This is a genomic window from Paraburkholderia sp. SIMBA_027, from assembly GCF_046535315.1.
Lineage (GTDB): Bacteria > Pseudomonadota > Gammaproteobacteria > Burkholderiales > Burkholderiaceae > Paraburkholderia > Paraburkholderia tropica.
This window is the reverse complement of record NZ_JAWRWY010000745.1, coordinates 1-266: the sequence shown is the minus strand read 5'-3', so window position 1 is coordinate 266 and position 266 is coordinate 1. Positions and strand designations below refer to the sequence as shown.

Here is a 266-nt window from a genome sequence, read left to right as displayed (position 1 = left end):
AACGCCGCACCGACCACGAGCGGCTCTCGGGCCGTATCCTCGATCGCCTCGGCCAGCTGGTGCCGCGCCTCGCCGCCGTCGAGGATCGCGAACTAAAAAAGGTCGATGGCTTTGCCGACGTCCGCCTCGGCTTCAACGTGCTGATGCTGCAGACCCGGCGCAAGGAGCTCAGTGGCGCAAGCGCCCTTTCCGTCGGCCGCGTGCTGTCGGGCATCTCCGATTTCTGCCGTGCCCGGCTCGATGCCGGCCAGGCAATCGAGCCGCCC

At 68.4% G+C, this 266-nt stretch carries 1 protein-coding gene; it reads left to right on the top strand.

The window, feature by feature from the left end:
• Positions 1-266: FUSC family protein (locus tag SB764_RS41040; protein WP_410866902.1), on the top strand; the 266-nt coding region annotated here is incomplete at both ends.